This is a genomic window from Neobacillus mesonae (assembly GCF_001636315.1).
Taxonomy (GTDB): Bacteria; Bacillota; Bacilli; order Bacillales; family Cytobacillaceae; genus Neobacillus; species Neobacillus mesonae.
The window spans coordinates 3,688,718-3,714,781 of record NZ_KV440949.1 but is presented as its reverse complement, the minus strand read 5'-3'; the positions used below and the strand labels follow the sequence as shown (position 1 = coordinate 3,714,781).

The following is a 26,064-nucleotide window of genomic DNA, read 5'->3' as shown; positions in this document are numbered from 1 at the left end:
GCTTTCAATTCAAGGAGGAACATACAATGGCTGATGAAAAGATTGTGATAGGTACCGAAACAAAATATCCACTAAACGGAATATTGACCATTCCTAATAAAATAAATGGGTTGGTCCCTTCAGTTATTTTAGTCCACGGCTCTGGCCCAAGTGATATGGACGAAAAAAACGGAGATAATCGCCCTTTTAAAGACATTGCGGATGGTTTGACGGAAAAAGGTATTGCCGTACTGCGTTATGATAAGAGAACCTTCGTATACGGTAAAGAAATGAAAAACGATACGGGATTATCAGTCAAAGAAGAGACGATTGAGGATGCCATCCTTGCTGCTGATTTCTTACGCCAAGATTCCCGCATTGATCCAAACAAAATCTTTATCATTGGTCATAGTATGGGAGGAATGCTGGCTCCCCGCATTGACGCAGAAGGCGGGAATTTTGCCGGGATCATTATTATGGCCGGTTCTCCGCGTAAATTAGAAGAAATCATGATGAGTCAAAACGACGAAGTGTTAAACTCGTTGAATCCTTTTTTGAAATTGATTGCCAAGAAACAAATAGCCTCCCTATCATCCAAGTTTGACAACATCTATAACTTAAACGACGAGGAAGCAAAATCAACGAAGGTTTTGGGGAAATACGTCAGAGCGTACTACTTGAAAGAAATGGGCGAACATCCATCAGCTAATTATCTACAAGAGTTGGAAAAACCAGTTTTCATTTTGCAAGGAGAAAAAGATTTCCAAGCAACAATAGAAAAAGACTTTGAGGGTTACAAACAATTATTAGGTGATAATCAGAATGTAACATATAAACTTTATCCGAACTTGAACCATTTGTTTATGCCTTCTGTTTATGGGAAGATTCTTAAAGCGAAAAAGGAATATAAGGTTCCGCAGCATGTGGATCAACAAGTGATTAATGATATTGCTGAGTGGATTTTATCGGTTTAAAAAGTTAGAAAGCCCGCGATAAATGGGCTTTCTTTTTTGTTGCTTTAATAGAATATTATTAAGACAGGCTTAAGACAGGCTCAGAGCTTTCAACAATTTTTAATAGCTCCAGCAAATCACGGATTTCATAAGTTGGCTTAACGCCATTTGTATTGTTCTTTTCGTGCGGATTGAACCAGCAGGTATCGATGCCGAAATTAACCCCGCCTGTAATGTCCGAAGTAAGAGAGTCTCCCACCATTAACACCTTGTCTTTACTTGAAATCCCCAGTTTTGAAAAAGCGTACTCAAAAATACCCTTTTCCGGCTTTTGCATCCCCGCATCCTCTGAGACAATAATTTGCTTAAAGGCATGTGCAAGCGGCGATCCTGCGATTCTTGATTTCTGCACCTCTCCGAAACCGTTCGTAATCACAGCTAACTGAAAGTCTTTGAGATTGCTAATCAATTCCACGGCTCCTGGGACAAGGTAGGTACCTTGACCTAAAAGTTCTAAAAACACACGTGAAAACTCAGCTGCGTCGATTTTCAATCCCTCATGAAGGAAAAGCCGTCTGAATCGTTCAACCTTCAATTCTTCCAATGTAATAAGCCCCTGCTCGAGTTCTCTCCATAAAGGTTTATTACATTTTTCATAGCTTTCCTGGTACTGCTCCGCCCCAGAAGGCATGCCGAACTCTTGAAAAACCTTTTGGAGTGCATAATCCTCTGCCTTGCCAAAATCAAACAATGTATCATCTATATCGAATATGATTGTTTCGTATTTCATCGCTGTCCCCTCTGTTCCTTACTAACTTAATTACTTTAAAACTATTTTAACATTTTTTATCTTTTTACGTTAATTGTAGATTTTGGCTGGTGTTATTACTGCAAAGAATCTTGGATTGTTTTCATTGCTTTAGATGTTTGGGCATGATTTAGCCAGTCAGCGTGTACAGTATTCCTTTTTAAAGCAATAATTTCTACTATATCCATATTGTTAAGAGCAGTTGTAATCGATTTTGTCTGGCCATTTATTTTTACATAAGACATTTTTTTAGCTAATTCTGGGTTTAAAGAAAATGCAAAGTCTATTACCGTTGCCCCTTCCGGCAGCAAAATGACATCCATTTTCGGGGTGAAAATAGTCATTTCTTTGTGCAGTAATTCGTAAGTGATTAAATCGTGGAATTCAATTGGATTATTAGAAACGGCCTGCACTGATTTTATTGAGTCTTTTAACAGTTCGGTGCTAAGCAGTCTCATTTCTTCGCTTGATGGATGTTTCTTTAATAAGCTAAAAATCCCTGGTTCAAAAACTGCTGTCCACTGCGGCTGCCGACATCAGAGTCACGATTATTAAATTGGCGGACCGTCTTCATAATATGAGAACCCTTTCGGTAAAAAGAATTGAAAAGAAGGTACCCTACGCCAATGAAACCATTATCTTCTTTTCGCCGCTTGCTAAGAAATTAGGATTATATCATATTCAGGAGGAGTTAGAGGAGCTGGCGTTTCAATATCTTAATCCCCCGAAATATGCGGGCGGTTCAAAACTGCAGCAGTGCTTAAATTAAGGTTGTGATGTCTGCATTGTAATGTGCGAGAATCCCGCATACAGCAATTGGATGAATAATATAAGGCTCCCCTGTGGCTCTTCTTTGACCGAAATGGGCTGCTTCCGCATTTTGGAGTGCTTTTATTAAGCATTCCTTTTCATGGCTTGTTAAATAGACAGTCTTACTAAGCAGTTCTTCTTTGATTTTACTTACCATAGCACCGCCTCCACCCTTTATTTAATAGTAATAGCAATTAAATTTTATTCCACTGACGGCATCTACTGCTCCGCACGCTTCCGTAACTTATTGAGCTGGACATCCCATCCCTTGGTATTTTCTTCAAACGCCTTCTGCCGTGCTTCTTCTGTTATGTCTAAACTGGCAAAACCACTCTCTACTACACGCAGCCTAGTTCCATCTGTTTCTGATTTCAAGAAAAACTCAATCAAAGTGGAATTACCTTCACTCGGCTCTTCTCCAGGAAACGAACTTGCCCAGCGACAGGCTATATAATTGGGCTCCTCATTCCGTTCATACAATACAGTAAACTTGCCGTAAATGATGTCCGCCACCACCCGCGGGCCATCAAAATCCAGTTGGTCTGGCCCCTCTGGTCCAACCCACCAAGCTGGCTGGCTAAGCAGCGGCCATGCCTTATGCAAAGGCGCTTTAATGAAAATTTCCTGTTCAATTCGATTATTATTCATTATTTTTCTCTCCTTCTTACGGATGCACATCAATTTATTACTTTATTTACTAAAGCTTGATGTAAAATTCATCTTTGGATAAATTCTTGAATTTTCAAAGTGACTTCCTTTATGGCATCCATTGTGGCTGTGATATCGCCTTTTAACTCCAAACTATGGTCGGCATTTGGGATCACCACTATACTAACAAGCTGGTTATGTTTTAATGTAGCGACCCTGTCGTCAATAAAGTGAGGGTCCTTGTCTCCAATCACTACCAGGGAAGGCAATTCAGTATTCAATATTGCCTGATAAACATTGTTATCTTTTAAAAGTGGTGTTAACCAAATTCCGGACACAGTATTTTCCAAACTTCTATCTGTCCATTCTTTAGCCATCGGGATTGTCCCAAGTGATTTGCTTAGCAGAAAACTTTGCTCATATTCTTGTTCCTTTAAAACCTCGTGGGCAGTCGCCATGACATCATCATACATCCACTGATCCTGCTCAGGTTCTGAGAGCTTTTTAAAATGTTCATTTTGACTATATTGATAGTTAATATGAAGAATATCGATATTATGATTAACACATATGTTAGTTGCGTAATGGAAAAGCGGACGCTGTGTGGTGTAACCCAGTCCCGGCAGCATAATGCAGATGCTTTTATTCGGCTGCCCCCCGCGAATCCAAGTATAGGGAATTGAGGAGTATTCATTTCTTTCTATTTGACCATTAATAATTTGAGCCATTATCTTCACCTCTTGGTTAATTACTAGGATAAGTGCAGGAAAACTGGTTGTGGTAATCCCAGGAAATAATAGTCGCACTATCCCGACCTAAACTCTTAAGGACAAACTGCAAAACTTGGTTTACTGAATTTTTTACGGAATGGCCATAGCAATCCAAATATAGGTGGTTAGCATTTTCATAATACCGCCCGCCGCATTCCACAACCCCATCGGTTAGCAGCAAAATCCGATTATTTCCCGTTCTTAATTCCCGAATCCCAGAAGAATAGCACGGCACCGGTAATGAGAACGTATTAACCTCGCCAATCCATTCGAAAAACTGCCGCTGGTTTAGCACATATTGACCTAACTTATGGAGCTCTTCATAAAAAAGGTAAATTAAGCAATCACCAATGGAAAGCCACCATAAATAATTCGCTTTTCTAACACATAATAAACAGGCTGTTTCGCCTTTTACTTTTTTACAAGCGTCAAGAAATTCCTGTGATTTAAAAATAGAAAGAATGCTAGTTTCAAATGATCGAAAGGCTGTTTCTACAGGTTCGTTTAAGATAATTGCTAATCTATCAAATTCATCATCAATGGTTTTTAAAACTAATTGAACACTTTCGGAGCTATTGTGCCCATCGAGAATCATTGCGAATTCCCAGTCCTCCCCCTTAACCAACATCGCTCCGTCTTCATTTTTATAAGCACCGGCATGTCGGTTTCCGCCATACCTTCCTAAAACCATTTCCTCGCAGTCGTCTATTTTGATTTGGTCAAGGCATGGGTCTTCGTCACCTGCCCATAACAGTTTTGAGTAGTTCACGTTTGAATTCAAACAGGTCCCTCCTGTTTATTTATTTTCCCGCTATGGACCTTTTATAGTACGCGAGTTTGGAGTTTTCCTTCATGTTCGCGCTCTATGAACTCTTTATAGTGCTCGTTTTTGGAGTTTCCCCTCATGTTCGCGCTCTTTGAACCTTCTATAGTGCGCGTTTTTGGAAATCTCCCTCAGGTTCGCGCTCTATGAACTCTTTATAGTACGCGTTTTTGGCATTTCCCCTTCAGTCCACGCTCTATGAACTCTTTATAGTACGCGTTTTTGGCATTTCCCCTTCAGTCCGCGCTCTATGAACTCTTTATAGTACGCGTTTTTGGCATTTCCCCTTCAGTCCGCGCTCTATGAACCCTCTATAGTGCGCGTTTTTGACATTTCCCCTTCAGTCCGCGCTCTATGAACCTTCTTTAGTGCGCGTTCTTGGAAATTCCCCTCAGGTTCGCGCTCTATGAACCTTCTTTAGTGCGCGTTTTTAGAGTTTTCTCTCAAGTTCGCGCTCTATGAACTCTTTATAGTGCGCGTTTTTGGAGTTTCCCCTCAGGTTCGCGCTCTTTGAACCTTCTATAGTGCGCGTTTTTGGAAATCTCCCTCAGGTTCGCGCTCTATGAACTCTTTATAGTACGCGTTTTTGACATTTCCCCTTCAGTCCGCGCTCTATGAACCTTCTATAGTGCGCGTTCTTGGAAATTTCCCTTATGTTCGCGCTCTATGAACCTTCTTTAGTGCGCGAATTTAAAATATCCCGGAGAGTTCGCGCACTATGGACCCTTATGTGGCCGGTCATTTCCCCTCAAACAATTTCCTAAACACCCCATAACCCTCCTCTTCCAGCTTTTCCTTTGGTACAAACCGAAGTGCGGCTGAATTGATACAGTAACGGGCGCGGTCAGGGCCTGGGCCGTCATCGAATACGTGGCCAAGATGGGAATCGGAAGTCTTTGCACGTACCTCAATCCGCCGCAGTCCATGCGAGGTATCAAATTTTTCTTCAAGCTCAATCCGCCTTAACGGTTTTGTAAAACTTGGCCACCCGCAACCTGCATCGTATTTATCAGTTGAGCTAAACAGCGGCTCTCCAGAAATGATATCCACATAAATCCCTTCTTCGGAATAATCCCAATACTCATTTTCAAATGGCGGTTCGGTGGCATTGTTCCTTGTTACTTCATATTGCAACGGGGTCAATACCTGCCGCAGCTCTCCATCAGTTTTGCGTTTTTTCCAGTTTTCACGAATGAATTTTGCCCGGCCGGAACCTTCGAAATAGTGATTATAATGGAAAGGGATTTTTTTATAATAATGCTGATGTTTTTCCTCTGCCGGATAAAACGGAGCAGCCGGCAAGATTTCCGTTACAATCGGTTTTTCAAAGCGTTCACTCGCAGCAAGCTCTGCCTTTGAAGCCACAGCTAACTTCTGTTGTTCTTCATTATGGTAAAAAATAGCCGTCCGGTACGATGAGCCGCGGTCGCTAAATTGGCCCCCCGCATCGGTCGGGTCGATTTGCTGCCAAAATACCTGCAGCAATTTTTCATAAGGAAAAATCGCTGGGTCAAATGTAATCTGGACTGCCTCATAGTGCCCAGTTGTATTGGAGCACACCTCTTCATAGGTCGGGGCCACTGTATGACCGCCTGTGTAGCCTGAAACGATTTTAACAATCCCTGGCTGTTCATCAAACGGGGATACCATACACCAAAAACATCCCCCGGCAAACGTGGCCACTTCAAATGATTGGGACATTGTTCCTCATCTCCTTCAAAATCCTTTGATACATAATAACAAATAAAGGCGTACTTTTAAAAAGCCGCCTTTATTCTTAATTAGAATTTCATAATTTTATTCGGATTCATAAGATTTTCCGGGTCGAGCGCCATTTTAATCTTTTCCATCACCTTAAGCGCTTCTCCATGTTCTTTCTCCTGATATTTTTGTTTACCCACACCGACACCGTGCTCGCCTGTACAAGTACCGCCGCGCTCCAGCGCATGCAAGACAATCGATTCATTAAATTCTTCAGCTTTTTTAATTTCCTCCGAATTTTTCGTATCAATCATTAAAACCGTATGAAAATTACCATCACCCACGTGGCCAACGATTCCGCCTGTAAGACCAAGCTTATTAAGTTCCTCCCTCGCATGTTCAATCGCCCCAGCTAACTCGGATATTGGAAGACAAACATCGGTTGTCATCATTTTTTTACCCGGATAGCCGTGAATATAGGCGTAAGCTAAGTTATGACGCGCTTCCCATAAGCGATTGAGTGCGGCCTGATCCGTTTCAAACTCTATGCCTTCACATTGGCAATCAGCTACAATTTCCTTCATAAATTCAACATCTTGCTTGAGACCAGCCTCATTCCCATGAAATTCTAAGAATAGGGTAGGTTTCACCTGATAATCTGTATCGCTGAATAAATTGACCTGTTTCATTGACTGTTCGTCTACAAGCTCAACCCTGGCAATTGGAATCCCCGCTGATAAAATGCCAACTACCGCGGAAACAGCATCGTGGACCGTCGGAAAGGAAGCCCTGGCAGCCATTATATATTCTGGGATTCCATAGACACGCAACGTCAATTCGGTAAAGCAGCCAAGCGTTCCTTCAGACCCGACAAATAATCCATTTAAATGAATGCCTGATGACGACTTTTCCGCTAAACTACCCGTATGGATGACCGTACCATCCGCGAGCACAACCTCTAAATCACGAACCTGATCTCGCATTACTCCATATCGGACAGATGTAGTCCCACTCGCGTTGGTCGCTGCCATGCCGCCAAGGGTTGCATCAGCCCCCGGATCCACTGAGAAAAATAAACCATATTTCTTCAATTCTTTATTTAACTGTGTGCGGGTCACTCCGGGCTGGACCTTCACCAAGAAATCCTGCTCACGAATTTCTAACACTTTATTCATTAAGGAAAAATCAATCGTGATCCCTTTGTTGTATGGAATAACATGGCCTTCCAAGCTCGTTCCCCTTCCAAATGGAATAACCGGTACTTTGAATCCGCTCGCTAATTTCAGGATGTTGGAAACTTCTTCGGTCGTCGCCGGAAAGACAACAATATCCGGCAAGCTTGGAGTATGATAGGATTCATCTTTACTGTGCTGTTCTAAAATGGTTTGATTAATAGTTACTTGGTCCTGAGACAGAATCCCCTTGAGAGCTATAAGCAATTCTTCTGTTGTTGGCAAGATACTTTCACCTGTTTCTTTTTTAACTACATTTTCTTACTATTTTGAAATTTGTCAAACATTATAACTCAAATTGATCCACATATTGTTTCGCCTCAACTAACGAAATACCCGTTCTTTCTCTCACTCTTTTAACAGCTTTAATTTTTTTACCTTCTAGTAAAAGCTGTCTTACCTCATCTCGCAGCAGTGGTTCGTCATACTCGATTTGATTTTGATTTTTTTCCAGCGTTATTTTTTTGGTCCCTGTTAATTGCTGCTCAATTCTATTCAATTTATTTAAGATTGTGACTCCAAAGAAAACTATTAATATAGCGATAAAAAGATACCCCATGTCATTTACCTTCCTTTTCGTAGCATGTTCATTCAGTTTTTTTATAACTCCTGTCCATTCGTAACCCATTTTTTCATACTTGTCCCCCTAAAATTAGCTTCGCCATATAATATTCATCGACAAACTCACCATTAATTAATAAAGAATGCTGTTTTCTTCCTTCTATTTCAAAGCCCATTTTTTTATAAAGTCCGACTCCGGCTTCGTTCCGAGTGACCACCGTCAGCTCCAAACGATGAATGTTATGTACAACCGCCCACTCTTCAAGCTGTTGAAATAGCTTTGTCCCGATTCCAAGCCCTCTAAAATCTTTTAAAATACCAATCACTAAATAAACGGAATGGGCAGTTCTCCTAGCCGAACCGCGAACAACAAACAAGTATCCGACCAGTTGACTGTCCTTCTCCGCAACAAAAATAGTAGAGTTATGACTTTTTTGAAACGACTCAATTCTTTGGGCTTGCTGCTCCACGGTCAATTGTCGTTCGCTGGGTTCCATCAGCATATATTCGGATTCTTTTTCTACCTGAAGAATTAGATTGACTAGGTTTTCTGCATCTGATATATCCACTTCTCTAATTTTCATGTCCCATCCCCCTAACTAATCAGCCAATTTTGATAAAATATTTCCAATAACTTTTATTTCCAATTTTAACCTCAAACAATAAAAAAGTGCAATTGTTTAAAAGATGATATGTAACAATACGATCAATCCTGGGTTTTTATATATGCTTTTTAAAGTCAATTTCCTAGTTCATCCTATGAAGGAGAATTGTTAGAAAATCCCCCGGAAGGAGAATGTGCCTGGATTTCAATAAATGAAGCTTTAAATTTGCCAATGCAGCCATGGTTTAAGCGGCGCTTCCCGTTCTTTTTTGAAAAAGGAACATTTGAGATCTATGAGATGTGGGATTAGGAAAATCAGATCATGTTAATAGAATCGGTTAAAAAAATTTAGGCTTTTGAAAATGGGAACGGGCTTTTTACCGTTCGCACCTCTTGGCACGGCTCCGTGGGCAAAATCAAACTATGATTTTACCGTTACTCCCTTTTGAATGGGGTCCTCGGGCAATATCAACCTTTGATTTTTACCGTTCTTCCCTCTTGATGGGGATCGCCAGGCAGTCAAAATAAAATCCTATAAAAGAAACGCTTGGAGATAGAAAATATTCCAAGCGTTTTAATCAACCGGTTAGGTTATTAAAAAAATCATTTATCAAGTAACGCTGAAGTCACCCCAGCCTCAATATAACTTCTTACCAGTTTCCAAGTTTTCTGGTCCTCAGTTTTGAAAGTCTCAAAGAATAAATTACCGGTTTCTGTTTTTTTACCGTTAATAATTAGGGAGGCAAATATAATGGCCATCGTTTCATGTTTATTAATAGGCAGAATCGCCAACTCCCTTAAGTCCCATTGAGCTCTGTTTTCCAGCACAAAGTTAAACCCTTGTTTCCAGCCGCTGATTGACTCATTATAGCCAAAGTCAATTATTTTCCCATCAGCTATTTCTCTGGCTTGATAGTCCTCGGAAATAATTTTCTCCATTCCCGGCAATGATGAATTTCGCCAAATTTCCAAAAACTGATCTAGGAATTGTCTGAAATCTGCTTCCATTACGATCCTCCATTCTTAAAAAAATCTACACTCATTCATTCGGCCCAAATACCCGTTTCCGTATATCTGCGGTTCCTCCGTTTTCAATCCGCGTTTCCAGCGTATCTCGTAATTTTGGGGCGAGCAGCTCACATGCAGCCAGCTCCCTCATCAAATCAAAATTCGGCTGTTTCGCATGGATAATTTCATTGCACCTTTGAATGGTCCATTGTGGATACGACCGTTCAATTAAGGAAAATGTCTGCCCGTCTTCAACAAATCCTTCCTGTAACACACGAAAATACCAGCCAGTTCTGCCTGTATTTTGCAGCTGCAATGCTAATGTTTTCACCCTAAAACGGCGAGCCGGCTTCCAGCATGGCTGCCTTGGCTGTGATACTTGGACGACAGCTTCACCGATTTGAAACGTATCGCCGATTGAAATCCCGTCCTCAAGTACATGCTCCATTACAAAGTTCTCACCCATTCCGCCGGGTCCGATGCTACTCACCCCAAGCTCTTTTTGCCAATATGTATAATGCTCATCAGCATACGCAAACACGGCTTTTTCCGGCCCGCCATGATGCTCGGTATCCGCCTGCCCATCACCAGTCAAACCAGTTTTGCCCATCCAAACCGGTCCAAAAACCGGCTCTTTAAAAATTGCACTTGTCCACTCACGGTCCATTAAATGAGCCGCCTCTTTATCTCCGACTGTTTTTGGCAAGCCTGCAAAAACTTGTTTCAGAAAGATATCCATTTTAACTCTCCTCTAGTTTTTCCCTTTACAAATATTATCAATCCTTTGACATTTCTCTGCAACCTGTTCCGGATAAAAAAATAGTGGGGACAAAAAAAGACCTACCTTTCAATTTATTAATGAAAGGATAGGTCTTTTATGCAGGTGCCTGACATCATGTCTTTTACTCTAAACCATAGTACCCGCAAACAACATAGCCGACTGATTTTGCGGCAACGATTAGGGCATCTTCGTCGATATCATATTTCGGATGATGGTTGAAATAAGGTTTTTCTACTCCTTTTGGTTTACTTCCTACGAAAAAGTAACAGCCTGGAATTTTTTCTAAATAATAGGCAAAATCATCGGAAGGTGACATCATCGGATATTCAATTACTTCTTTAATATCTGGGTCATTCGCACCTTCTAAGCTTGTTTTCACATCTGCTGTAACCTCTGGGTTATTATATAGAGGAGGATAATCAGAGGTATAGGTTAAGTCGCATTTAACATCAAACTCGGCCTCGATTCCGCTGACAATGCGTCGCACTTCTTTCTCAATGATTGCTTTTGAATCCATATTCATATAGCGGATATCCCCTTCTAGCTCCACACGATCTTTTATGACATTAAAGGTACCTTTGCCGTCAAAGGATCCAATCGTGATAACTCCCATATCAAAAGGATTTAAACGACGGCTAATGATGGTTTGTACTGCTGTAACAAAATAAGAGCCGGCGACAATTGCATCGTTTGCCATATGCGGTGAAGAGCCATGACCGCCAACACCTTGAATTCCCAATTCAACATAGGATCTGCCTGCCATTGAAAAGCCGCTGTGATATCCAACAACACCAGCTGAATTAAATGGAAGCAAATGAATTCCAAAAATATTATTAAGGTCATCAAGTGCTCCTGATTCTACAATGCTTTTGGCACCGCCTGGCGGTACTTCTTCTGCGTGCTGGTGAATGATTTTGATTGTACCAGGTATCTCATCCTTTAATTGAATAAGGCAGTCAGCAAGCACTAATAAATATGCGGTATGGCCATCGTGACCGCAAGCATGCATAACACCTTCATTTTTCGACTTAAAGGGAAGCCCTGTTTCTTCCAATATAGGAAGGGCATCAAAGTCGGCACGAAGACCAATCGTTTTTCCCGGCTTCCCTCCCTTAATCGTCACGATAATCCCATGACCATTCCCAACATTCGACTGAATTTCAACATCCTTCCCCTTATAAAAATCTAAAATATATTGAGCCGTTTTGTCTTCTTTAAAGGATAATTCAGGATTCTCATGCAAATAGCGACGAATTTGAATCATTTCTTCAGTACGGGATTCCAACATGTCCATTAATTGTTTTCTCATGGTAAGTACCTTCCTTTCTAGAACTATTACTCCAACCCGTAATAGCTGCAGACAACTTGTCCAACAGATTTTGCCGCAACGAGTAGACAATCCTCATCAATATCAAATTTCGGATGATGATTGAAATAAGCAGATTCTACCCCTTTTGGTTTACAGCCGATGAAAAAGAAACAACCAGGAATTTTTTCAAGATAGTACGCAAAATCCTCAGAGCCAGAGAGCATAGGATATTCCGCAACTTCTTTAATGTCAGGGTCATCCATGCTCTTTAGGCTTTCTACGATATCTGCGGTAACTTTCGGATCGTTGTATAATGGCGGGTAATCAGCTGTATAGGTAAGCTCGCATTGAACGTCAAATTCTGCTTCAATCCCCTTAACAATCCGGTGTACCTCATTGGAAATTAACTTTTGATTTTCCACTGTCATATAACGAACATCACCCTCAAGCTCTACACTATCTTTAATCACGTTGAAGGTCCCTTTTCCGTCGAATGAACCAATTGTAATCACACCGTGATCGAACGGATTGAGCCGGCGGCTGATGACTGTTTGGACGGCCGTAACAAAATGAGCGGCAGCGACTATTGCATCATTAGCCATATGCGGGGAAGAACCATGGCCGCCAACACCTTGTATAACCAATTTGAAAAAGGATCTTCCAGCAAGTGAAAAACCACTATGATAGCCAACAAATCCTGCTGGATGAGTAGGAAAGATGTGAATACCAAATATATTCTCTACATCGTCCAGTACACCAGATTCAACAATACTTTTTGCGCCTCCAGGAGGGGCTTCCTCAGCGTGCTGATGAATAATTTTAATCGTACCAGCAAGTGAATCCTTTAATTGGATGAGACAATCAGCAAGAATGAGTAAGTAGGCTGTATGAGCATCATGACCGCAAGCGTGCATGACACCTTCATTTTTTGATTTGAATGGGACATCTGTCTCCTCCAAAATAGGAAGGGCATCGAAATCGGCACGAAGCGCAATAGTCTTACCTGGATTTCCACCCTTTATCGACACAATAATTCCGTTACCATTCCCCACATTTCTTAGAACCTCAACATTCTTCCCTTTGTAAAAATCGGCAATATATTGAGCGGTTTTTTCTTCTTTGAAGGATAACTCAGGGTGTTCATGTAAATAACGGCGAATTTGAATCATTTCATCCTTACGGGATTCTAACATTCTCAGTAATTCTTTTCTCATGTTCACAATCTCCCTTTAATTATTGCCTGAGCAAACAGCCAAAACGTAATAACACCAAAGACAATACCAGTTATCAGTTTATTGGTGCCTTTATAGCCTGTCTCCATGGAGAACCCCCTATATGATTTAATTGCTAACCGTTATCTTAATTAAAAATAAATGAATTCTAAAAAATAGTATTAGACTACAATACCGCCTCTATTCTTATATCTATTTCTTAATAGTCATGACGGCTAACTCCTATCTCGTTTACATCTCTAATTATTTTCATTCCCTAGCAAAATGACGGAGGATCATTTTGTGTATACTAAAACAAAACTTGCCAAGAAAGAGGTATGGGTTTTGAAAAGAATGAATTCAGCAGCCTGGTTTAGCTTGATAAAACAGGCGTTTAAAATTAAAAAGAACCCTTTGCCTTGGACAAAGGCAGTCTGTGCTGGAAGTTGCGCCGCGATTCCATCCTTAATTGGGCTCCTTACAGGGAACTTAGCTTACGGCATGCAGGCAGGAATTGGCACATTTACTTTTCTATATGTATTTAATGAACCCTACGCACAAAGGGCCAAAAAGCTATTTTGGGTAATGATTGGACTAAGTTTGTCTGTTGGTGTAGGAACGATTCTCGCTCCATTCCCGATATTTTCTGCATTAATGTTGGGCGTAATTGGTGCTGTTGGGACATTTATTTTTGGCGCCCTGCAAATCCCCGGCCCGGCAGCTATATTTTTCATATTATGCTTTTCCATGACCTCTGGTATGCCGATTAATCCAGCACTTGCTCCAATAAGAGCGGGGTTAGTGTTATTAGGCGGCTTGCTTTCATGGTTAATCGGGATGGCAGGCTGGCTGCATAGGCCTTACGAACCCGAAATCAGGTCAGTGAAAAAAGTCTATTTAAAATTAGCTAGCTATTTGGATTCGATTGGCACTGAACAAACGAACCTTGCTAGACATCAAGCAGTGATACAGATGAAGGATACAGAAGATGTATTAAAGGCTGGATATATCTCCTGGAGGACCACCGATTTATACAAAAGGTTGATTTTATTGAGTAATCACGCCAATGACATATTTTTATATGTTATGGAACGATTTCCCGGTCATAAACAAAAAATGCCGGTTGAAGCAGTGAAAGCTCTTAGAGGAATTGTAGGGACCATTGATCATAAAATGAACACAAGATTGCAATTTCGTCTACCTGAAAAAATGGATAAGGATCTAAATGAATTATTCCGCAAAATTTTTGATGCTGATGCAATAATGAATGAACCTATTTCAAAAATTAACCGTGAAATTACGGTCCCTAAGCGATCGCTAGGAACTTTATTCGGCGGAGCGTTTGATAAGAATTCTATTGTGTTTATTTCTGCTGTTCGGTACGGAGTCATTCTTATGATTGCGGCAATGACTGCTTATTCCTTTGACTTCTATCGTTCGTATTGGATCCCTTTGTCCTGTGCCGCCGTGATGCTTGGTTCTACTATTATTTCTACCTTTCATCGGGCTATACAACGAACATTTGGAACCATTATCGGTATTCTTGCTGCAAGTATTATTCTTTCAGTAAAACCTCAAGGCATTTTTATTGTATTTATTATATTTACACTAACAACTTTAACAGAGCTATTTATTGTTAGAAATTACGCACTTGCTGCCATGTTTATTACTCCCAATGCCTTGTTAATTGCTGAAAGCTCAACCCATTTACACAAAATCTCTGTCTTTGCTTCTGCAAGAATAGTCGATGTAATCATCGGGTGCCTTATTGGGTTGATTGGTACTTATTTGACTGGAAGAAGAACGGCTTCGAGCAGGCTGCCGCATGTACTCGCTAAAACCATTCGTAGTCAAATGCAATACTTGCACTCGTTATTTTCAACACAAAGCCAACACCCTTTATCCGAACAAAACCCTGCACATGGTAAAATGCACACGAATTTGACAAACTTAAAAATTATTTATTCGACAGCCCTCGGGGAACTTTCCAATAATCGAACAGCGTTAGAGTCACTTTGGCCTGCCATTCACTCCCTTGAACAGCTGGGTTACCATCTTGATTCCTGTTTAAAAAATAGTGCACGGACCATTCTTCCGGATGAAAGCCTTGCACAATTATTATTGGTGTTTGAAGCAATGGCAAATGCTGTGGAACGCAAACAATCAGTGGTGAAAAAAACGGTTCCGGAAATAACGGATTTTCCGGAAATTCATAAAGAGATAGTAGATTTACAAAATGCTTTGAGGACCAAATGAGGAATTAATTTAACATAAAAAAGGGGGCCTCTCCCCCCTTAAAAATTAGCTAATCTGCTGTTCCATTTCCTTAAGGATATTCTCCAACGAAACAACAACGCCCTTATCATCCTTGTAGCAAATATGTTTAGGCTCAAAATGGACCGGAGATTCCAGTCCGGCTGCCGCTGCAATCCGAAACAACCCCTGTCTTAATGTCAAAAGATAATTGACGACCCGATATTTCTTCTCATCGATTACAAGCGCCTTTTGCAGGTCAGGGTCAGTTGTGGCAACACCGACAGGACATGCATTGGAGTGGCACTTTAAAGTTTGAATACAACCGACCGTAATCATGAACCCACGGGCAATATTGACCAAGTCAGCGCCCATCGACAAAGCAATCGCAATCCGGTCTGGCGTGAACAGTTTACCGGATGCAATGATTTTCACACGGTCACGAACTCCATATTTCTTCAACGTTAAATGTAAAATTGGGAGGGCTGATTTAATCGGCAGTCCGACGCTGTCAATTAATTCCTGGTAGGATGCCCCTGTTCCTCCTTCACCGCCATCGACGGTAATGAAATCGGGACCTTTCCCCGATTCCTTCATATATTTTGCCAGTTCCTCAGCGCTGTCGGGACTGCCGATGACAATCTTCATCCCAACTGGCTTGCCGGTATGCTCTCGGATTTTTTCAATAAAATCGAACATCGAAGCAATATCGTCAAGTTGTTTAAAACGATTGGGACTGTCTACAGATTTATAGGGCTCCACTTTTCGGATCGCGGCGATCTCGGGGTTAACCTTTTCGGCATCAATATGGCCTCCGCGCGTTTTCGCCCCTTGCGCCAGCTTAAGCTCAAATGCCTTTACTTGAGGAATCTCGCTTTTTCGTTTCAATTCATCCCAATCGACACCGCCATCTTTATCGCGAATTCCAAACAATCCTGGGCCTATCTGCATAATGATGTCAACGCCGCCCTCCAAATGATACGGAGACAAACCTCCTTCTCCAGTATTCATCCAGGTTCCTTTTGATAGAGCCAGGCCTTTTGATAATGCAGTAATAGCGTTTTTCCCCAATGCCCCATAACTCATTGCTGACATACCGATTAAACTTTTGACAACGAAAGGGTATTTCGTTTTCGGACCGATAACGACGGCATCATCATCATGCAGCAGGTTAGCAAGCGCGTTGTCAATTTCCCACTTTTCCTTCCGGTCGGTAAACAGCGGGTCTTTGAGCAAAATATATTTTTTCGTATTCACCATTGTCTCCTGATCCATTTTTAGTTCTTCCGTCAGTTTAGGAAACATAGAATTCCGCACAAAAAAACCTTCTTCGTCAAAATCGCGCTTGGAGCCAAACCCGACGACATCCCGCTTATATTTCGCGCTCTTTACGATATGCTCATAATCATCTCTTGAAAAAGGCTTGCCTTCCGTATCGCTATTAAACCAATATTGCCGCATTTCCGGTCCAATTTTTTCGAAAAAATAGCGGATCCGGCCCAATGCGGGATAATTTCTTAAAATCGAATGCTGCTTTTGTTGTCGGTCAAATATTAATAAGTAACCAATAAATAACAAAATAACCAGCAGTACAATTGCAATAAAAACAAATTCAATCGTAACCAAAGTATCTGCAATTTCCATTCCCAATAGCTCCTATCAAGGTCTAGATTTGATATAGCTTAAGTTTTGCAAATCTTGGGAGATTTATGCAGGGAGCGAATTTAAAAAACTAAACAACGCTTGGATGATAAATCATCCAAGCGTTGTTAAAGAATAATAGTATGAAAGACTTTATTATAATTGTTCATTTCTTTCCATTTTGCGCTGCTGTTCAGCGATGATTTCATCATCCTCTGCATTATCTCTAACCACTTTTTGTGTTAGGATTGACCCAACAATGACTAACAGCATAACGGCAATATAATACCCCTTTTCATTCAATTCCAGATTCGCGTTGTACAAGCCGATCGCAAATAACAAGACCCCTGCAAAAAGCGTAAAATACGCCAAAAACGTGAACGCTATCGTATTTCTCCTTTTGTGTTTCATATGCAATACCCCCTGCTTTTCTCATACGTCAATATTCTTATTATATGAAAAAACAGGCGGATAAGTAAACATTTTACAGATGTGAATTTTATATAGTCTTACTATGATGGGAAATAATCTAGGAAATGGTGTCAGGCACCAGGATATTTTTCTTGCAAATATTGAACAGATTGCGTAATGAGCTTTTTTAATACGTCAATTTCTATGTCTGCAAGTTTGTTTATGTAGACGCAGCCTTTTCCAGTTGTGTGTTTTCCGAGGTGCTTTAGTAGTTCTTCGCGGTTTGGATCTCCTGGAGCAAAGTATAAGCTAATCTTTGCCTTTCTGGGTGAAAATCCAACTAATGGGGCATCCCCTTCATGTCCTGATTCGTATTTATAATGGTAGGAACCAAAGCCGATAATGCTTGGCCCCCACATCTTTGCATGATATCCTGTTGCGTCTGAAAAAATATCAACCAGATTATAAGCATCATCACGTTTTTTCGGGTTCTCCACACTCTCAATAAACTCAACCACACTATGATCTGTTTCTTTGGTTTTTTGCTGATAGGCCATTAGAATCTCTCCCATTCTGTTTTGTCGTTTAGTTATCTATACTCTTTCAACACAGATTTCCCTGCATTAATTTAGTCAAAATTTTAAAAGACCGAAAAAAACGGCAGAACCATAATCACAACAACTAAAACGATAACGGCCATTGCTCCTATTTTTTGTTTCTCTTTCCATAACGCAACAGCAAATCCAAAGGTATATATAGCAATCACAAGCAGCGCGATGATGGTTAAATATTTCATTTTACTCCTTTACCTTTTAGGTTTTTTTAATATTTTCCCATAATTAACAATCTCAATATCTGCTTTAACGATTATGTCTGCTTTAAGAAAGGATTTTGACCAATTAAATTTTTTATATTCCTGAATAGTTCCAAAATATTTCCGGGCATCAAGTGATAACGGGTATGGTACACCTTTTAGCTCAGCTTGTGTTTTTTTTAGCAGGTCCTCATTCACTTTTTCGAAATGATGGGTAATTTGCTTTTTTAGGATCTGCCGATTCTTTTCCTTTACAAAGTTGACCATTGAAGGGTTTGTCATTATTTCTATTTTCAATGGGACGGTAATAAAAATCTTAGGTCTAACACCCTTTAGATTCATTTTTACCTTGTTGTTTTCTGTTTTCATGATTCTGGCGGCAAATGGGTGATGTTGATCTGAAAATGGGTTGGGGATATCCAATAATAAGTCACTGATGTTTGTTGTATCATCAAGAATATTAATAGAACGTGTATCCCGCCCATTAAGCTTACCAATCATCACTCCATTTCTAAAAACCGCAGACCCAATAAATTGGGTATCATCAAACTCTCCGGAAGCATTCAGCTGCCCAGCCATGTATTCATCTTCCCCTTTAATTTCCGGGTATTTGTCCCGAATGGCTGTTGTGGACATAGCTAAAAAAAGGTCTGTTCCCCTTTCTGTTGTTTTAAAAAAACGAAAAAGAGTGGAATCTGGAATCAGCCCATTTTCAATTCCATGATCAATCATATATTGAAAGTACTTATGTGGTCTTGTTTCCATTCTTGGACGGTTTTGCAGGAAATATTCACTTGCCTTTTCTTTTGAGACGGCTAAGTAACAATTCATACGAATTTCTTTATCATTTACCACATCGTAAATCATATTAATGAAATTTGGATCTTTGGCCAATTCCTCGGAAACGACAATGATCTTTAATAAATCATACGTAATAATCCTCGAAATAATGGCATTGGCTGTCCCTTTCGCTGCAATGAAATCATTCGTATCAAACGAGATAATTTCCCGCGGCTTTTCAGTTGAACCACCGCCGCCTTGCATGCTCCCTACTTCGGGATTGGCGAGCAGCATTGTCACCTTGATTTTTCCTTCTTTCTTAGAATGGTCAAGTCCGAGCCCAATCACATACGATTTATCTTCAAGTTCATTTCGATCCCAGCAGCCGGTTAAGGAAAAAACAACAATAAAGAGTAATAATAATTTACGTACTATTCTTGTTTTTTGCATGTTTAAATTCTCCTTTTAACAGAGCAGCCAGCCATAACATAATAGCGATGGAAGTGAACATGGGACCAATAGTGTATTTTATATATTGTTTTAAATTTAGGGTAACTTCAATAAAGCTTTCCGGAATACTTCCAATCAATAAATATATCGCCGCAAGTGACGGAATTAAATATTCAAAGTCTTTTATTTTAAATATATGACCAAACATCATCGCAAGGATATACAAAAGTGCTGTAAACCGAATAATTGCCGCCAAAATCCAAATGACAAAAAAGAATATCTCGATATTCGGAATATAACTTCCCAGCGAAATATAACGAATAGCCGTATGAAATGGGAAGCTAATTCCCCTTAAGGTATCATCAAACATACAGATAAAAATGAGAGTCGAAACACTGATTTGAATGCTGACTGTAACATAAGCAATCCATGTGCCCTTTCGAAATTCTTTGTTCAATTTGAGGTATGGAATTATCATTCCAAGCAGGAAAAATTCTGAAAAGGTCGAGACTCTAATTGAACTATTCTTCAAAATTTCAAGTTTTCCCGCCCCCCAAATTGGCAGCATGGCTTGAAGATTGCTATCCTTCGTGCTTAAAAATAAGGCCAGTGCCATTGAAAAAGCGGCATAGAAAACAAGCAAATAAGCAACCGACCCAACATGTTGAATTCCTTTTTTAGCCCCATAGGCACAAACAGCCATTAAAATGGCATAGATAAGCAAATTAGGTGTAGTAGTAAAATAATAAGTATTAATAATATTTACATATGTTCTTGTATCGACTGATATGGCGCAAGAAAAAATGCCAAATATCAGAAGACAAACAAAAAATCCAATAAATCTTCCAAGTAACAGTTGAATGACCGAAAACAGGTTCTTGTTCTGAAATACGGACAGGGTCTTCAATAATAAAAAGACCGGGATGAAGAAGAGTGCCCCTGAGAGGATCGGAACCATCCACGCTGCGTTTTGTACTTGTTTAAACAGCATAGCGGGTGTATCTTCCATTCCCTTCGCGCCAACCATTAATACAGCAATTGACACATATTCTCGAATACCAAGTTTTCCAAGCTGCTGCTTCATCTATGTGGATTCCTTTCCTTGCTTAACTACATCTTTTGGCTTTAAATATCCCGGGCGAAATCGTTCTTTCATGGGCACATGACGGATTATTAAATCCTTGCTTGAGAAGAAATGCGGCGTCATCGGTGCAAAGTAAGGTGTACCAAATGATTTTAATGAAACCAAATAAAAGAGACCGGCCATAAATAACGTGGCAGCTCCATAAGCGCCGAGAAAGCCTGCGGCAAAAATAAACAAAAACCGGGTCATGCGAATTGCAAAATTCATGCTCACATCACTAATGATAAAAGAGCTTAAGCCGCTTAAGGCGATGACAATGATGACAATGGGACTAATGACATTTGCTTGAACAGCAGCCTGTCCCAAAATTAGCGCACCAACAATTCCAATTGTCGGACCAATTGGGGATGGCACGCGCAGCCCGGCCTCGCGAATCAGTTCAAAGGCAAACTCCATCATCAGAATTTCAAATATGGAAGGCAACGGGACACGTTCTCTCGTACCTGCGATCGCCATTAATAAATCAGGCGGAATCATTCCTACATGGTAGTTTGTCACCGCGATGTAAAAGGAGGAGGCAAAAACAGAAATAAATAAAGCAATGAACCGCAATATCCTAATGAAATTACCATACGGCGCACGCAGATAATGATCTTCCGGTGAATGAAATAATGACCAAAAGGTTGCCGGCAAAATTAGACAGCTTGGTGAATTTGACATTAATAAAACAATATGTCCCTCTTCAATGAAGGAAACCGCCCTGTCAGGACGTTCCGTGTTTAAGATAGTAGGAAAAAGGGACCTTGGCCGTTCCTCGAGAAATTGCTCCAAAATATTTAAATCAGAAATGCTATCCTTATCAATTGAAGAAAGCCGGCTATTTATTTTTTGAAGCAATTCGTCATTTACTAAATCTTTTTCATAAACCAGCAATAAATCGTTCCTTGAGCGTTTAGAAATAACATGAGATTCAATAATTAGATTTTCATTTTTAATCTTTTTACGAATTAACGCCATATTATCGACAATCTTTTCGTTAAATGCCTCTTTTGGTCCTTTTACAATCACTTCATTATCAGATTTCTCAATGCTGCGCCCTTGAATTTTGGTCGTTTCAAACACATAGCATTGATGATCGCCTTCAACAAAGAGTGCGGTATTGCCGCTTGTTATGTATTCAGTAATTTCACCAATATTTGAAGCAGTCTTTTCGACCGGAAACGAAACAATATCTCGTATCCCGCTTGAAGGCTGTGCGTTTTCAATGAGCGGTTCCACAATACTTCTTTGAATCTGATCAGGGTCTACTATGGTACCAATATACATAATAAAGGCACGACGATTGAGTGCCCGAATGGTCAACTCACGTGTTTTAACATCAATATTTTTGGGTACGCTAAAAATTGCTTTAAAGGTCGCTAAATTTTGTTCATAATGACTTCCTATATCTTGCTTTTTTAATTCAATCGTCTGAAGATTGGACTGTTCTTGGAAGTGTGGTTCTGTATTAATGAGTTTGATAAGCGACTTGAATATTCCCTTTTTCATTATGAACCACCCCCAATTTTTTTATAGTTTTCCATATTAAGGGCTGTTTATGTATGAATTTAAGTACCGGCCGTGCTTTTTCATGTACAAAAAGAAAGACCATTATGGAATCACCATAAATGGCCTCATCATGACATAATCTTCATGTTCCAGAATATGGCAGTTCCACACATACAACCCTGTGTACGGTCCGAATTTCATAATAATTCGGGTAACCTGGCGGGCGTAGGCGATCACGGTATCCTTCCGCCCTCTTTCCTGTGGAATAGGAGGGATTGCCGGTCCGGTATATTCAAGAACCCCCTTTTGCTTATATTTTTCTACATCAAAATTTCTGCGGTCGATGACTTGGAAATCAACTAAATGAAGGTGTATGGGGTGTACCTCATTCGTTAGGTTGATTAAATACCAAACTTCAGTCTGCCCTAATTTCGGATTTTCACTGATGGGAGCATCCCAATCTTTATCATCAAGCAGCATAACTTCACGGCCATACTGATCCTTTTTTCTTGTTAAACCGAGAAACCGAACCTTAGATGCTTCCTGTACCCGTCTCTTCGGAAACGGCACCATAAAGGCAGGAATCGTACTCGTATCTATGCTGGATAACGGCTCTACTACTCTAAATTCCATCACTTGCCCAACCGTGTCGGAATTAATAGGCTCACCATTTGGATACGGCGCCGGTGCATCATTGGTCATTATAATTCTATTCCCTTCAAGATTAGTAAAGTCAACAATGACTTCGGACCGCTCGGCAGGCGCTAAAATAACCTCATGAAGTCCGATCGGTGACCCCGTTAAGCCGCTATCGGTCGCTATTTGATAGAATAACTGCCCCGAATCGAGCCGCAGCCGGTAAAAACGTGAATTAGAAGCATTTAACAGCCGAAATCTGTACTTGCGTGGCTCTACATTTAAGTAAGGCCACACTTTCCCATTCACCAAAATCGTATCTCCAAAAAATTCAGGCACAATCGAGGTTTCTAGTCCGGGTACTGGTTTTTCCTGCTGCCTCGGATAAAGTAGCGAGCCATCCGGATTAAAGGACTTATCTTGGATAATCAACGGGATATCAAAGCGCCCGCTAGGTAAATTTAATTCACGTTCCCGCTGATCGCGAATTAGATAAAACCCCGCTAGGCCTGCATACACATTGAGACGGGTAATCCCGAGTGTATGGTCATGATACCAGAGGGTACAGGCAGGCATGTAATTATCATATCGATAGATTTCCTTTGAAAAATAAGGCCCTGTTTGCTGAAATCCATTCGTGAACCAAGCCTCCGGATAGCCGTCACTTTCCCACTCCACACTTGCGCCGTGGAGATGGATGACCGTTCTTACATCCGGAGCATCCGTATGAGCCCCATGAATTGTGTGGTCTATCGGAAGCAAATGCTTTGCTGGCAGATTATTGATCCACTTCACGAATACTTTTTCTCCGCTTTCCACCTCAAACGTAGGGCCAGGATAACCCCCTTCAAATCCCCAAACCGTTGTCTCCGGCAGGTCGCGATGCAGGGATTGTTTGAACTCCGTCATTGTTGCTTCATAATACGTGTGGTTAAAATCTTTCCGAAGCGGTTTTATTACAGGAGGAATAGGCAGTTTATCTACAAATTTTGTGAGATTCATATAGTTGCTCCTTCTTAACATTTGATACCACTTTATGTCTAAAAAGCCATTAGTATCACCACACTAAAATACTCTTTTTATGCTAAAATAAAGGCATTGTCTTTTTTACAATAAAGGAATAAAGTATTTACATGAAAAAGGAAGGAAGTTTCAACATGATTCAAGCAAGTGTCGACAGATTGGGTACTGAGAGAATCGGAAAATTGCTGGTAAGCCTGGCATTGCCGGCAATCACCGCCCAGTTTGTCAATATGCTTTATAATATCGTAGACCGAATTTACATTGGCCATATTCCAGACATCGGGGCAGCAGCCTTAACAGGTGTTGGGGTAACCTTTCCCATAATTATGATTATTGCAGCATTCAGTTCGCTGATTGGGATGGGCGGTGCTCCTAGGGCCGCTATTAAGCTCGGGCAGGGAAAACATGACGAGGCCGAACAAATTTTAGGCAGCTGCTTTGTTGCATTACTTGGAATATCGGTTATTTTAACCGTTGTTTTTTTATTTTCGGGTGAAAAACTTCTCTTAATGTTCGGGGCGGGAACGGAAACACTTCCGTATGCAAAAGACTTCTTTCAGGTTTATGTATCCGGCACGATTTTTGTTCAAATTGCCTTAGGATTAAACACCTTTATTTCCACACAAGGCTTCGCAAGGATAAGTATGATGACCGTCATCATTGGGGCCGTTCTTAGTATCATCCTTGATCCAATCTTTATTTTCACCTTGGGCATGGGAGTTAAAGGCGCCGCCCTTGCTAATGTCATCGCTCAAGCTGTATCAGCACTATGGACGTTATACTTTCTATTTGGAAAAAGAACCAAGCTGAAAATCCGTAAAAAAAATATGAAGCTCCAAAAATCGGTGATTGTTCCAGTTCTTTTGCTGGGGGTGTCCCCTTTTATTATGCAAAGCACTGAGAGTCTATTAAATATTTCATTTAATTCATCTTTGAAAAACTATTCCGGTGATATGGCGGTCGGCGCCATGACCATTCTATCAAGCTTAATGCAAATAATGATTTTACCAATTATGGGTTTAACACAGGGCTCACAGCCGATTATCAGCTATAATTACGGAGCCAAAAACAATGAACGGGTGAGTCGGACATTTAAATTACTGATCATCTCTTCGTTAAGCTTCTCTGTTACATTCTGGCTGTTGATGACGATTTTCCCAAGGTTCTTTGTTTCGCTGTTCAGCAATGATCCGAAACTGGTTGAGACGACTGTGTGGGCAATGAAAACATATATGGCAGTCGTGTTTGTGATGGGTGCACAGCTTGCCTGTCAGCAAACATTTATTGCCATTGGGCAGGCCAAGACGTCACTGTTCCTTGCTGTTTTGCGAAAAATCATTCTTTTGATTCCATTGATTTATACTCTGCCAAACTTCTTTATTGATAAGGAGTTTGCCGTGTTTCTTGCTGAACCGGTATCCGACTTTCTTGCCGTTGCAGTGACTGTTACCGTATTTGCCGTTCAGTTTAAAAAAATCTTGGCTAAAAATTCTCCAACGCTGGAGTTTCAGCAGGCGAAAAGGGCCTAGCAGCCATTAGCTATGAAACTTTTAGGGAGAAGATTTCGTCATAGATTATGAAACTAGAGAAAGGAATACGTAGCCTTGAAGCGAAAAAAGATTGGGAGTTCTGTTTATTTACTTGCTCTCCTGCTATTCATAATACTTTTCTTTATTAAAGAATTCGGTCTTTTTACAGATTCTAATATAAATTCGGCTGTTCCTTTACCGGCGAATCTCCATCCCGTTGTCGAGGAACGGAGCCAAAAATTAATCCAGCAGGCAGCAAAAAAAGGAATTGTCATTGTGATTACCGACGGATTTCGAAGTGCCGAGGAACAGAATCGGCTATATGAAAAAGGTCGTACTGCTGGGGGAGACGTTGTAACCTATGCAAAAGGCGGAGAGTCCTATCACAATTTTGGCCTCGCGGTGGATTTTGCTTTAAAAACCCAGTCAGGAAATGTCATTTGGGATATGCAGTATGATGGCAATCAAAATGGCAAAGCGGATTGGGCTGAGGTTGTGCAGATGGCCAAAACCTTGGGGTTTGAATGGGGCGGTGACTGGGCACAGTTTAAGGACTACCCCCATCTGCAAATGGATTTTGGATTGACGATTGCCGAGTTGCAGCAGGGAGAGCGGCCGCCCGGCGATTCCTCACTGGTGGCGGATACCAATTAAGGCGAATAGTACTATACTATTTGCCTTTTTATTTTGACAAAAA

At 40.7% G+C, this 26,064-nt stretch carries 26 protein-coding genes and 3 pseudogenes; 6 read left to right on the top strand and 23 right to left on the bottom strand.

Features of this window, described 5'->3' with window-relative positions; genetic code table 11:
• The first annotated feature begins 26 nt into the window (after positions 1 to 26).
• Positions 27 to 953 (top strand): alpha/beta hydrolase family protein, encoded by a 927-nt coding sequence (locus tag A6749_RS17260; protein WP_066392794.1) that lies wholly within the window; start codon positions 27 to 29, stop codon positions 951 to 953.
• A gap of 58 nt (positions 954 to 1,011) precedes the next feature.
• Here the strand turns inward: A6749_RS17260 and A6749_RS17255 are convergent, their stop codons facing one another.
• The gene (locus A6749_RS17255) at positions 1,012 to 1,722 is read right to left on the bottom strand and encodes a YjjG family noncanonical pyrimidine nucleotidase (RefSeq protein ID WP_066392792.1); all 711 of its coding nucleotides are present in this window, start codon (positions 1,720 to 1,722) and stop codon (positions 1,012 to 1,014) included.
• A gap of 95 nt (positions 1,723 to 1,817) precedes the next feature.
• On the bottom strand, positions 1,818 to 2,198 hold the full coding sequence (locus tag A6749_RS17250) for a TGS domain-containing protein (protein WP_066392787.1): 381 nt from the start codon (positions 2,196 to 2,198) through the stop codon (positions 1,818 to 1,820).
• A gap of 47 nt (positions 2,199 to 2,245) precedes the next feature.
• On the opposite strand from A6749_RS17250, the pseudogene A6749_RS17245 reads away from it, so the two are divergent.
• Positions 2,246 to 2,473: pseudogene (locus tag A6749_RS17245) on the top strand (HD domain-containing protein); the annotation flags it as partial.
• A 27-nt stretch (positions 2,474 to 2,500) separates the two neighbouring features.
• Here A6749_RS17245 and A6749_RS17240 read toward each other — a convergent pair.
• From A6749_RS17240 to A6749_RS17205, 8 genes are all read right to left on the bottom strand, one after another.
• Positions 2,501 to 2,707, bottom strand: a complete 207-nt coding sequence (locus A6749_RS17240; RefSeq protein WP_066392772.1) for a bifunctional (p)ppGpp synthetase/guanosine-3',5'-bis(diphosphate) 3'-pyrophosphohydrolase — start codon at positions 2,705 to 2,707, stop codon at positions 2,501 to 2,503.
• A 62-nt stretch (positions 2,708 to 2,769) separates the two neighbouring features.
• Positions 2,770 to 3,198: an SRPBCC domain-containing protein gene (locus tag A6749_RS17235; RefSeq protein ID WP_066392770.1), complete on the bottom strand. Its 429-nt coding sequence runs from the start codon at positions 3,196 to 3,198 to the stop codon at positions 2,770 to 2,772.
• A gap of 68 nt (positions 3,199 to 3,266) precedes the next feature.
• Positions 3,267 to 3,926, bottom strand: a complete 660-nt coding sequence (locus A6749_RS17230) for an alpha/beta family hydrolase (protein ID WP_066392767.1) — start codon at positions 3,924 to 3,926, stop codon at positions 3,267 to 3,269.
• Positions 3,927 to 3,942: 16 nt separating this feature from the next.
• Complete coding sequence (locus A6749_RS17225; protein ID WP_066392765.1) at positions 3,943 to 4,749, bottom strand: protein phosphatase 2C domain-containing protein; 807 nt, start codon at positions 4,747 to 4,749, stop codon at positions 3,943 to 3,945.
• Between the two features lie 780 nt (positions 4,750 to 5,529).
• A complete protein-coding gene (msrA, locus tag A6749_RS17220; RefSeq protein ID WP_066392762.1) occupies positions 5,530 to 6,492 on the bottom strand; it encodes a peptide-methionine (S)-S-oxide reductase MsrA in 963 nt (320 codons plus the stop codon).
• An 80-nt stretch (positions 6,493 to 6,572) separates the two neighbouring features.
• Complete coding sequence (locus A6749_RS17215) at positions 6,573 to 7,952, bottom strand: FAD-binding oxidoreductase (RefSeq protein WP_066392760.1); 1,380 nt, start codon at positions 7,950 to 7,952, stop codon at positions 6,573 to 6,575.
• Between the two features lie 58 nt (positions 7,953 to 8,010).
• On the bottom strand, positions 8,011 to 8,352 hold the full coding sequence (locus A6749_RS17210) for a hypothetical protein (RefSeq protein ID WP_161487156.1): 342 nt from the start codon (positions 8,350 to 8,352) through the stop codon (positions 8,011 to 8,013).
• A gap of 4 nt (positions 8,353 to 8,356) precedes the next feature.
• On the bottom strand, positions 8,357 to 8,869 hold the full coding sequence (locus A6749_RS17205) for a GNAT family N-acetyltransferase (RefSeq protein ID WP_066392756.1): 513 nt from the start codon (positions 8,867 to 8,869) through the stop codon (positions 8,357 to 8,359).
• Between the two features lie 165 nt (positions 8,870 to 9,034).
• Between A6749_RS17205 and A6749_RS28985 the strand changes: the two are divergent.
• Positions 9,035 to 9,199: pseudogene (locus A6749_RS28985) on the top strand (DNA mismatch repair protein MutT); the annotation flags it as partial.
• A gap of 293 nt (positions 9,200 to 9,492) precedes the next feature.
• On the opposite strand, the gene A6749_RS17200 reads toward A6749_RS28985, so the two are convergent.
• The 5 genes and pseudogenes from A6749_RS17200 to A6749_RS28980 all read right to left on the bottom strand — a co-directional run.
• Positions 9,493 to 9,897 (bottom strand): flavoprotein, encoded by a 405-nt coding sequence (locus tag A6749_RS17200; protein ID WP_066392736.1) that lies wholly within the window; start codon positions 9,895 to 9,897, stop codon positions 9,493 to 9,495.
• A gap of 31 nt (positions 9,898 to 9,928) precedes the next feature.
• Positions 9,929 to 10,636 (bottom strand): MOSC domain-containing protein, encoded by a 708-nt coding sequence (locus tag A6749_RS17195; protein ID WP_066392725.1) that lies wholly within the window; start codon positions 10,634 to 10,636, stop codon positions 9,929 to 9,931.
• A gap of 163 nt (positions 10,637 to 10,799) precedes the next feature.
• Positions 10,800 to 11,987, bottom strand: coding sequence for an amidohydrolase (locus A6749_RS17190; protein ID WP_066392722.1), 1,188 nt, complete (start codon positions 11,985 to 11,987; stop codon positions 10,800 to 10,802).
• Between the two features lie 26 nt (positions 11,988 to 12,013).
• Positions 12,014 to 13,201: an amidohydrolase gene (locus tag A6749_RS17185; protein ID WP_066392719.1), complete on the bottom strand. Its 1,188-nt coding sequence runs from the start codon at positions 13,199 to 13,201 to the stop codon at positions 12,014 to 12,016.
• 17 nt (positions 13,202 to 13,218) lie between these two features.
• Positions 13,219 to 13,308: pseudogene (locus A6749_RS28980) on the bottom strand (hypothetical protein); the annotation flags it as partial.
• 193 nt (positions 13,309 to 13,501) lie between these two features.
• On the opposite strand from A6749_RS28980, the gene A6749_RS17180 reads away from it, so the two are divergent.
• Positions 13,502 to 15,454 (top strand): FUSC family protein, encoded by a 1,953-nt coding sequence (locus tag A6749_RS17180; protein ID WP_236719691.1) that lies wholly within the window; start codon positions 13,502 to 13,504, stop codon positions 15,452 to 15,454.
• A gap of 45 nt (positions 15,455 to 15,499) precedes the next feature.
• On the opposite strand, the gene A6749_RS17175 is transcribed toward A6749_RS17180, so the two are convergent.
• The 8 genes from A6749_RS17175 to A6749_RS17145 all read right to left on the bottom strand — a co-directional run bounded on the left by A6749_RS17175 (position 15,500) and on the right by A6749_RS17145 (position 23,817).
• Positions 15,500 to 17,095, bottom strand: a complete 1,596-nt coding sequence (locus A6749_RS17175; protein ID WP_066392711.1) for an FMN-binding glutamate synthase family protein — start codon at positions 17,093 to 17,095, stop codon at positions 15,500 to 15,502.
• Positions 17,096 to 17,248: 153 nt separating this feature from the next.
• Complete coding sequence (locus tag A6749_RS17170) at positions 17,249 to 17,503, bottom strand: YiaA/YiaB family inner membrane protein (protein ID WP_066392708.1); 255 nt, start codon at positions 17,501 to 17,503, stop codon at positions 17,249 to 17,251.
• Between the two features lie 131 nt (positions 17,504 to 17,634).
• Complete coding sequence (locus tag A6749_RS17165; protein ID WP_066392705.1) at positions 17,635 to 18,060, bottom strand: DUF1801 domain-containing protein; 426 nt, start codon at positions 18,058 to 18,060, stop codon at positions 17,635 to 17,637.
• An 83-nt stretch (positions 18,061 to 18,143) separates the two neighbouring features.
• Positions 18,144 to 18,299, bottom strand: coding sequence for a hypothetical protein (locus A6749_RS28445; RefSeq protein WP_161487155.1), 156 nt, complete (start codon positions 18,297 to 18,299; stop codon positions 18,144 to 18,146).
• A gap of 9 nt (positions 18,300 to 18,308) precedes the next feature.
• Positions 18,309 to 19,547, bottom strand: coding sequence for a Ger(x)C family spore germination protein (locus A6749_RS17160; RefSeq protein ID WP_066392699.1), 1,239 nt, complete (start codon positions 19,545 to 19,547; stop codon positions 18,309 to 18,311).
• Positions 19,522 to 20,631: a GerAB/ArcD/ProY family transporter gene (locus tag A6749_RS17155; RefSeq protein ID WP_066392697.1), complete on the bottom strand. Its 1,110-nt coding sequence runs from the start codon at positions 20,629 to 20,631 to the stop codon at positions 19,522 to 19,524. The genes A6749_RS17160 and A6749_RS17155 overlap by 26 nt, the downstream gene beginning before the upstream one ends.
• Entirely contained in the window at positions 20,632 to 22,179 is a 1,548-nt protein-coding gene (locus A6749_RS17150; protein WP_066392695.1) for a spore germination protein, read from the bottom strand.
• Between the two features lie 102 nt (positions 22,180 to 22,281).
• Positions 22,282 to 23,817, bottom strand: coding sequence for a multicopper oxidase family protein (locus A6749_RS17145; RefSeq protein WP_066392694.1), 1,536 nt, complete (start codon positions 23,815 to 23,817; stop codon positions 22,282 to 22,284).
• Between the two features lie 155 nt (positions 23,818 to 23,972).
• Here A6749_RS17145 and A6749_RS17140 point away from each other — a divergent pair, with 155 nt between their 5' ends.
• Both A6749_RS17140 and A6749_RS17135 read left to right on the top strand, forming a co-directional pair.
• A complete protein-coding gene (locus A6749_RS17140; RefSeq protein ID WP_066392692.1) occupies positions 23,973 to 25,367 on the top strand; it encodes an MATE family efflux transporter in 1,395 nt (464 codons plus the stop codon).
• Positions 25,368 to 25,442: 75 nt separating this feature from the next.
• Positions 25,443 to 26,021, top strand: a complete 579-nt coding sequence (locus A6749_RS17135) for a M15 family metallopeptidase (protein WP_066392684.1) — start codon at positions 25,443 to 25,445, stop codon at positions 26,019 to 26,021.
• Positions 26,022 to 26,064: the final 43 nt, after the last annotated feature.

Coding starts and splice junctions, on each gene's coding strand:
- A6749_RS17235 (WP_066392770.1), bottom strand. CDS start 3,198: ATGAATAATAATCGAATTGAACAGGAAATTTTCATTAAAGCGCCTTTG.
- A6749_RS17210 (WP_161487156.1), bottom strand. CDS start 8,352: ATGGGTTACGAATGGACAGGAGTTATAAAAAAACTGAATGAACATGCT.
- msrA (WP_066392762.1), bottom strand. CDS start 6,492: ATGTCCCAATCATTTGAAGTGGCCACGTTTGCCGGGGGATGTTTTTGG.
- A6749_RS17175 (WP_066392711.1), bottom strand. CDS start 17,095: ATGGAAATTGCAGATACTTTGGTTACGATTGAATTTGTTTTTATTGCA.
- A6749_RS17185 (WP_066392719.1), bottom strand. CDS start 13,201: ATGAGAAAAGAATTACTGAGAATGTTAGAATCCCGTAAGGATGAAATG.
- A6749_RS28445 (WP_161487155.1), bottom strand. CDS start 18,299: ATGAAATATTTAACCATCATCGCGCTGCTTGTGATTGCTATATATACC.
- A6749_RS17255 (WP_066392792.1), bottom strand. CDS start 1,722: ATGAAATACGAAACAATCATATTCGATATAGATGATACATTGTTTGAT.
- A6749_RS17165 (WP_066392705.1), bottom strand. CDS start 18,060: ATGGCCTATCAGCAAAAAACCAAAGAAACAGATCATAGTGTGGTTGAG.
- A6749_RS17145 (WP_066392694.1), bottom strand. CDS start 23,817: ATGAATCTCACAAAATTTGTAGATAAACTGCCTATTCCTCCTGTAATA.
- A6749_RS17260 (WP_066392794.1), top strand. CDS start 27: ATGGCTGATGAAAAGATTGTGATAGGTACCGAAACAAAATATCCACTA.
- A6749_RS17240 (WP_066392772.1), bottom strand. CDS start 2,707: ATGGTAAGTAAAATCAAAGAAGAACTGCTTAGTAAGACTGTCTATTTA.
- A6749_RS17200 (WP_066392736.1), bottom strand. CDS start 9,897: ATGGAAGCAGATTTCAGACAATTCCTAGATCAGTTTTTGGAAATTTGG.
- A6749_RS17160 (WP_066392699.1), bottom strand. CDS start 19,547: ATGCAAAAAACAAGAATAGTACGTAAATTATTATTACTCTTTATTGTT.
- A6749_RS17150 (WP_066392695.1), bottom strand. CDS start 22,179: ATGAAAAAGGGAATATTCAAGTCGCTTATCAAACTCATTAATACAGAA.
- A6749_RS17230 (WP_066392767.1), bottom strand. CDS start 3,926: ATGGCTCAAATTATTAATGGTCAAATAGAAAGAAATGAATACTCCTCA.
- A6749_RS17140 (WP_066392692.1), top strand. CDS start 23,973: ATGATTCAAGCAAGTGTCGACAGATTGGGTACTGAGAGAATCGGAAAA.
- A6749_RS17205 (WP_066392756.1), bottom strand. CDS start 8,869: ATGAAAATTAGAGAAGTGGATATATCAGATGCAGAAAACCTAGTCAAT.
- A6749_RS17190 (WP_066392722.1), bottom strand. CDS start 11,987: ATGAGAAAACAATTAATGGACATGTTGGAATCCCGTACTGAAGAAATG.
- A6749_RS17155 (WP_066392697.1), bottom strand. CDS start 20,631: ATGAAGCAGCAGCTTGGAAAACTTGGTATTCGAGAATATGTGTCAATT.
- A6749_RS17250 (WP_066392787.1), bottom strand. CDS start 2,198: ATGAGACTGCTTAGCACCGAACTGTTAAAAGACTCAATAAAATCAGTG.
- A6749_RS17195 (WP_066392725.1), bottom strand. CDS start 10,636: ATGGATATCTTTCTGAAACAAGTTTTTGCAGGCTTGCCAAAAACAGTC.
- A6749_RS17170 (WP_066392708.1), bottom strand. CDS start 17,503: ATGAAACACAAAAGGAGAAATACGATAGCGTTCACGTTTTTGGCGTAT.